At 62.2% G+C, this 458-nt stretch carries 1 protein-coding gene; it reads left to right on the top strand.

From position 1 onward, the window contains the following. A partial coding sequence (locus H6M51_RS24255) for an ATP-binding protein (protein WP_185812319.1) occupies positions 1–458 on the top strand: 458 nt, incomplete at both ends.

Genomic DNA, 458 nt, shown 5'->3' with positions numbered 1-458 from the left:
GAAGACGGGAGCCCGCCGAGCCTCGCGATCGAGACGCTCCCTGGATACGGCAAGGCGAAGACCTGGGCGCTCGATCTCAAGGCCGACCTTGATGACTACCGAGCCTCGATCCTGACTTGGTCTGACATGAGCACCAAGCTGCTGCTCTCCGGACCGCCCGGGACCGGCAAGACGACATTCGCCCGGGCGCTCTGCAATAGCTTGCAGGTGCCTCTCGTCGTTAGTTCGGTGTCGACCTGGTTGCAGGGTGCCCATCTGAGCGACGTGCTCAATCGCATGGCCCGGACGTTTGCAGAGGCGCGTGCCTTAGCACCTGCCATCCTCTTCATCGACGAGATCGACGGCATCGGAAAACGCCAGCCGGCAGAGCGCGAGTACGCGGACTATTGGAATGGTGTCGTCAACAAAGCGCTCGAACTCCTCGATGGTGCGGTGAAGGGCGAAGGCCTCATCGTCGT

The sequence above is a fragment of the Rhizobium sp. AQ_MP genome (assembly GCF_014237835.1).
Lineage (GTDB): Bacteria > Pseudomonadota > Alphaproteobacteria > Rhizobiales > Rhizobiaceae > Allorhizobium.
The sequence above is the reverse complement of the archived record's forward strand: the minus strand, read 5'-3'. Positions and strand labels throughout refer to the sequence as shown.